The organism is Acidobacteriota bacterium (assembly GCA_028874215.1).
Taxonomy (GTDB): Bacteria; Acidobacteriota; UBA6911; order RPQK01; family JAJDTT01; genus JAJDTT01.
The window spans coordinates 1-6,653 of the sequence record JAPPLF010000052.1 but is presented as its reverse complement, the minus strand read 5'-3'; the positions used below and the strand labels follow the sequence as shown (position 1 = coordinate 6,653).

Genomic DNA, 6,653 nt, shown 5'->3' with positions numbered 1-6,653 from the left:
CCCCCCCCCCGCGTTTGTTTTACGGGTCCCGGGGCCCCCTCTTTATTTGCTCCCCCCCCTGTGGTTGGCCGGGCAATAACTGTCGCCGTTGGTCCTGTAGTCGCGACAGTTTGATCTCAGCTATCAACTTTGAATCCGTCCGGTCGACTTCGATCGCACCCGGAGGCGCCAAACAGGTGCTCAGCCCGCGTATGAGGCACAGGCTTCGGATCGCGATCCATGAGTTGGGATGACCCGGTCGAAGCCGCTGATGGTGAAGACCTTCTCGATGGAATCCGAGAGCGAGCAGACTGAAAATCGCCCGCTCCGTCTCTTGACTTGCTGCGCAATAAGCAGAAAAACACGCAGGCCCGCGCTGCTGATGTACGACAGTCCCGCCAAATCCAGGATGACGTCATCTTCGTCGCCGATGGCCGCCTGCAACGCGTTCTGAAACTCCAGCGCATTGGCGCCATCGACACGACCGACTGCCGTGGCAATCAAGATTCCGTCTTCCCTCTCCGCATGTACTCTCATTTACCGAACCTCCCACAATTCGCCAGCCGAAGCCTGCCCAATACTGGTCCCGCGGATTTTCCCGGATGTCAAGGCCAGAAGCCAGTAAGTTTAACCTGTCGCTCGACCAGATAATAGAGCCTGTCCGGGAAAATTCAGGTAAGAAAGGGGCGGAATCGACCGAAGATCCGTGTGAGTCCGGTCGACTATCGAATTCTCGAATAATGGGGCCAGTGACCCTCCCCGGTTCTATTGACTCCCCGTTGGAGATCGTGGTACGCCTCTGCTCGGCATGTCGCCGGCGAAGACAAGGAGTTCCTCATGAAACCTAGACCTATTCCGGGATTCGTCCTGATCTTGCTCTGCTTGACCGTGACCGGCTTTCCGGCCAAACCGCTCACCTACGTGCACATCCCTACGGGACAGCATCAGTTGTTCCTCGATGACTTCCTGGTCAGCGGCCTGTACCGGGTCGAGCGCCGCGTCAATCCTCCCGTGAAATACGAAGGCAACCCGGTGGTCCGGGCGGACCGGCCCTGGGAGCATTCGCCGGGTCCATGGTGGAATCCGGGGACCAGCAAGTCGATCCAGATTCGGAGCGCGCCCTGCTGGGACCCCGAAGAAAAGGTCTGGAAGATGTGGTACTCGGCTGGCAAGACGGCGTTCGCCCGCTCCCGCGACGGGATCCACTGGGAGAAGCCGTCTCTGGGGAAGCAGGAGTTTCAGGGATCCACGGACAACAACCTGGTGGTGGTTCGAGGCGAGCCCGAGACCCGCATCCAGCATGTGTTGCTGGACCCCGACGCCGGACCCGAGCGGCGGTACAAGGCACTGACCGGTCCCCACAACCGGCATCCCCTGATCTCCTCCGACGGGTACGAGTTCACCAAGCTGGACGTCCCCGTGATCCCCAGCCAGGACGAGTCCCATCTCAACTACGATGAGGTGAAGAAGCGGTTCATCGCCACGGTCAAGCACCGGGGCCCCTTCGGCCGATCGGTTTTTCTGTCGCTGAGCACCGATTTCGAGAACTGGACCGATCCCGAGCTCATCTTTCACGCCGATGCCTATGACCAGTTGTTGGGTGAGCAACGGATCCGGGAGCATCTGGTCAATCCCAAGCTCCGCCTGATGACCATCAACCAGCCGGAGCATTACAATACCGAGATCTACAACATGCCCATCTTTCCCTACGAGGGGATCTACATCGGGTTGCCCAACCACTTCGAAGCCAGCGGCCTTGCACCCAACCGGAACCAGGAAGGGATCAACTCGGTGAAGCTGTCCACCAGCCGCGATCTCCGGCGGTGGGTCAAGGTGGGCAACCGGGGATCCTTCATTCCGGTTTCGGAATTGGGTGAAGGAGTGATCGATACGGGTCAGGTCCTGGCCGCGTCCCGGCCCCAGGTCCACGGAGACGAACTCTGGTTCTACTACACCGGCCTGAACCATCGTTTCCAGACCGACGATCCCTACCGGGGCGGCATTCACCTGGCGAAGCTCAAACGGGACCGGTTCGCCTATTTCGGCGCCGACCAGGAGGGTGGATTCGTTGAGACGCGCGCCATCCGTTTTGACGGGAACCGGCTCTTCATCAATGCCGACGCCTCGGACGGTGAGGTCCGGGTGGAGGTGATCGACCAGCGGGGCCGCCGGGTGCTGGAGGGGTGGAGCCGGGACCGGTCCCAGCCGATCCAGGGCGACCATTTGCGAGCCGAGGTGAAGTGGACCGGAAAACCGGACCTGGGCGCCTTTCAGGGCGAGACGATCCGGTTCCGTTTCCGCCTCTACAACGCCCGGCTGTTCTCGTTCTGGCTGGAATAACTCTCGCGCCGTGGAAGGAGCGAATGCATGAAGGACAGGCCCAGAATCACCAGCATCGAAGTGGTTCAGTACGAAAAGAACATCATCGATGTCGGGGTTGAGCCTTCCATCGGCATTCTCATCTATCAGCCGGGCGGGGTTCAGAAGTTTCGCGGCCGCGGGCTTCGGATTCATACAGACCTGGGAGTCACCGGGGAGTATTTCGGGGGATTCGAGGCGGACTACGCGGTCATCGGCGGGTTGGCCCACACCCTCATCGGTCGCAACGCCCTGGAGCGGGACGCCATCTACGACGACCTGAAGCAGGCCACCCGGCAGCAGTCCCGAATGGGGATGGGGGTGGTGGACATCGCTCTCTGGGATTTGGCCGGCAAGTACTACGACGCGCCCATCTATGAGCTGCTCGGCGGATCGGCCGGCAAGAAGCTCCCCTGCTACGCCAGCACCTACGTCGGCGACTACGAGGAGGGAGGCCTCAACACACCCGAGGCCTACGCGGACTTCGCCGAGGCGTGCCTGGAACTGGGGTATCCCGGTTTCAAGATTCACGGCTGGCAGGACGCCCCGCTGAAGGACCAGATCGAGCTGGTCCGGGCCGTGGGCCGGAGGGTGGGGGACAGAATGGACCTGATGCTGGACCCCTTCTGCGCCATCAAGACCTTCGCCGAGGCCCTGAAACTGGGCCGGGCCTGCGACGAGTTCGACTATTTCTGGTACGAGGACCCGTTCCGGGACGGCGGGGTTTCGGCGTTCGCCCACCGGAAACTGCGCCAGCTCATCAAGACGCCGCTCCTGCAGTTGGAGCACCTGAGGGGGCTGGAGCCGCATGTGGACTTCATCGTGGCCGACGGAACCGACTTCGTGCGCATCGATACCGACTATGACGGCGGTATTACCGGGGTCATGAAGATCGCCCACGCCGCCGAAGGGTTCGGCCTGGACGTGGAGCTGCATGGACCGGGTCCGGACCGGCGGCACGTGATGGCCGCCGTCCGCAACACCAACTACTACGAAATGGGCCTGCTCCATCCGCAATTGGGCCCCTTCCACATGGCGCCCTTCAAGTGCGGCTATCGCGACGCCATCGACGCCGTCGATGCCGGGGGCTGCGTCGTCGCGCCCGACGGTCCGGGACTGGGCGTCGAGTATGACTGGGACACCATCATGGACCACTGTACGGACCGGGCGGAGTACAAGTAGGGCCCGCTCGAGCCGATTCGAGACCGGAGGATCGCATTGAGATGGGTACGCAGAATTGGCAGGAATATCTGAAGGATCGCCAGGACCGGTGGATCGAGGAACTGAGCGAGTTCCTGACCATTCCCAGCATCTCGGCGCTGCCCGATCACGCTGCCGACGTCAAGCAGGCGGCCCGTTGGGTCGGCGACCGGCTGCAGGCGGCGGGTGTAGAGAACGTCGAGGTCCTCCCCACCGAAGGGCATCCCGTGGTCTACGGCGACTGGCTCCATGCCCCGGGGCGCCCCACGCTCCTGGTCTACGGGCATTTTGACGTGCAGCCGGTGGACCCGGTGGATCTCTGGAGCCACCCTCCCTTCGAGCCGGTGGTCCGGGACGGCCGAATCTACGCCCGAGGCTCGTCCGACGACAAGGGGAACATGCTGGCTCCGATCCTGGCCGTGCAGGCCCTGCTGGAGACCACGGGGACCCTTCCCCTGAACCTCAAATTCCTGCTGGAGGGGCAGGAGGAGATTGGAAGTCCCCATCTTCCCCCCTTCATGAAGGCCGAGGCGGGACGGTTCGCATCCGACGTGGCGGTAAGCGCCGACGGTTCCCAGTGGAGCGAGGAGGAGCCGGCCACGTGGGTGTCGCTGCGCGGTCTCTGCGGTCTTCAGATCAATGTCCGCGGACCTTCCCGGGACCTTCACTCCGGCCTCTTCGGAGGTGCGGTGCAGAATCCTGTGCACGCCCTGGTGCGGCTGCTGGACTCCATGCGCTCGCCCGACGGCAGGGTTCTGGTCCAAGGATTCTACGATGAGGTCCGAGAGCCGGATGACCGGTTGAGGAGCGAATTGGCGAGAGTCCCTTACCAGGAGGAGGAGTTGCTTGCCTCCATCGGTGTGACCGAGACGTTCGGCGAGCCGGGCTTCAGCACCTACGAACGGGAGTGGATCCGGCCGACCCTGGAAATCAACGGCATCTGGGGCGGTTTCCAGGGGGATGGCATGAAGACGGTCCTGCCCCGCCAAGCTCACGCCAAGGTCACCTGCCGCCTGGTGGCCGATCAGCATCCGGACCAGGTCGTCAGGGCCGTTGTCCGGCACGTGGAGGAAAATACTCCTGCCGGCGTCGAGGCGGAGGTCGTCGTGCTGGATTCTTCGTCCGTGCCCTACTCCATCCCCATCGATCACCCCGGAAACCTGGCAGCCGCCCGGGTGCTGGAAGAGCTCTACGGCAGAAGGCCCTACGTGGTGGGATCGGGAGGGAGCATCGCCACCTGCGGCCTCATCCTGGAACACCTGGGGATCCACACCGTGAATCTCTCCTTCGGGCTGGATGACGAATGCGCCCACAGCCCCGACGAATTCTTCCGCCTGGCCAGCTTCGAGAGGGCCCAGATCGCTCACGGCCGGTTCATCGAGGTCCTCGCCGCCGACTCCGGTCAGGGATCTTGACGAATTAGAGGCACTGTAAATCTACCCTCCACTTGGGGCAGTCGTTGGGGTCAGAGGCAGGCGGCTGGAATTCCCACCAGGCGCTGACCGTAGAGGCGGGGCCTCTCATCGTTGTTGATGACGAAGCCGAGGCGACAGCCGTACTCGTCGACAAAGTCGTTTATGGGGCGGAGTTCACGGGCGCGGACGGTCTGAGGGTACTTGATCTCGATGGGGACGACGCCAAAGGTCCCCTCCAATACAAGATCGACCTCGGCGCCACCGTGGGTCCGGTAGTGAAAGGGGTCACAAGCGATTCCGCTTGCCGCCAGCCCTCTGAGAATCTGTTCAACGATCGTTCCTTCCCACGACCGGCCCATTTGGGGATGTCCCCGTAAATCGTCCAATTCGCCGATTCGAAGCAGGTGGTGGAGCAGGCCCGAGTCGCGAAGATACCCGCGCGGGCTCTTGACCACGCGCCTGAGGACGTTGCGTGTGAAGGCCGGCAGGGTCCTCCAAAGGAAGGAACCGTGCGCGATCTCGAAATACTTGCGGGCGGTGGGCTGGGAGACGTTCAGGGCGCGAGCGACGTCCGAGTAGTTCAAAATGGTGCCTGAAAGACCTGCAAGCAACTGGACGAAGCGGCGAAAGCGGTTTCGGTTCAGACCGGGGAAGAGGGTCCCGATATCGCGGTGCAGGTAGGTTTGAACGTACTGTTCCATCCAGACTTGGCGAAAGCGGTCTCCACCCTCGACCCAGGGTTGGGGATATCCGCCCCAGAACCAGTATTCGTGGAGTTTCCGAATTCCCGCACGGGGTGTCATTTCCTTGACGAAGGTTTCCGGCTTCCAGCCCTGCGACAGGCCGGAAAAAAAACGGCTCGGAGGCTTGCGCATCGCTTCCGACAGGGAAAAGGGGCTCATCTCGATCAGTCCGATCCGGCCGGCCAGACTTTCCGATATCCGCCCGGTGAGGTCAGGCGAACTCGAACCGGTAATGACAAATCTGCCGGTTCGGGATCGATCGGCATCGATGGCGACCCTCAAGGCCTGGAAGAGAGGAGGAAAGGCCTGTGCTTCGTCGATGGCCACTCGATCAGGATGAAGACGGAAAAACAGGTCGGGGTCGCGCGCAATGGCTTCGAAGTCCGATTGTCGTTCCAGGTCGAAATGCAACCACCCTTTTCCCAGCTCTCCCAGCAAAGTGGTTTTCCCACACTGTCGTGGTCCGATAAGACCGACACAGGGGAAGAACCCCAAGTATTCGAGCAGAAGTGTGGTGGTATGACGTGGAACCATACCTGACATATTGAAAGTCCAGATTTGAAAATGCAAGGTTACTCTTCACGATCGACCTTGCTGCAGACGCATACGACTCCGGCCGGTATGGGGAAAACTTGGGGGCTTATATATCTAAGGAAGGTCTGATTAAGTCGAGTCCGCACTCTGCAGGATAATACTTCCATACATCACTGCATGGAGGATAGACGATGTCGCAACGGACGTTCGCCGATCTGGAATACGACACCAAGAAGGGTGGCCCGTCGGGAGAAGTTTCTGGCCCGCATGGACGGGTTGATTCCGTGGGAGCAGTTGGAAGCCCGGATTGAGCCGTTTTACCCGAAAGCGGGACGGGGCCGGCGTCCCTACCCGCTCTCGACGATGCTGCGGATCCACTGCGTGCAGCTGTTTTACAACCTGAGCGATCCGGGGATGGAGGATC

General features: G+C 61.6%; 5 protein-coding genes and 1 pseudogene. 4 read left to right on the top strand and 2 right to left on the bottom strand.

The features are described from left to right. Positions 1-180: 180 nt before the first annotated feature. A complete protein-coding gene (locus tag OXT71_10340; GenBank protein MDE2926783.1) occupies positions 181-516 on the bottom strand; it encodes an STAS domain-containing protein in 336 nt (111 codons plus the stop codon). A 300-nt stretch (positions 517-816) separates the two neighbouring features. Here OXT71_10340 and OXT71_10335 point away from each other — a divergent pair, with 300 nt between their 5' ends. The 3 genes from OXT71_10335 to OXT71_10325 are packed head-to-tail and all read left to right on the top strand — an operon-like array spanning position 817 to position 4,952. Further along, on the top strand, positions 817-2,319 hold the full coding sequence (locus OXT71_10335; GenBank protein ID MDE2926782.1) for a hypothetical protein: 1,503 nt from the start codon (positions 817-819) through the stop codon (positions 2,317-2,319). A 27-nt stretch (positions 2,320-2,346) separates the two neighbouring features. Continuing rightward, the gene (locus tag OXT71_10330; GenBank protein MDE2926781.1) at positions 2,347-3,519 is read left to right on the top strand and encodes a mandelate racemase; all 1,173 of its coding nucleotides are present in this window, start codon (positions 2,347-2,349) and stop codon (positions 3,517-3,519) included. Positions 3,520-3,560: 41 nt separating this feature from the next. Continuing rightward, positions 3,561-4,952, top strand: a complete 1,392-nt coding sequence (locus tag OXT71_10325; protein ID MDE2926780.1) for a dipeptidase — start codon at positions 3,561-3,563, stop codon at positions 4,950-4,952. 50 nt (positions 4,953-5,002) lie between these two features. On the opposite strand, the gene OXT71_10320 is transcribed toward OXT71_10325, so the two are convergent. Then, positions 5,003-6,229, bottom strand: a complete 1,227-nt coding sequence (locus OXT71_10320) for an ATP-binding protein (GenBank protein ID MDE2926779.1) — start codon at positions 6,227-6,229, stop codon at positions 5,003-5,005. Between the two features lie 191 nt (positions 6,230-6,420). Here OXT71_10320 and OXT71_10315 point away from each other — a divergent pair. After that, positions 6,421-6,653 (top strand): annotated as a pseudogene (locus OXT71_10315) (transposase).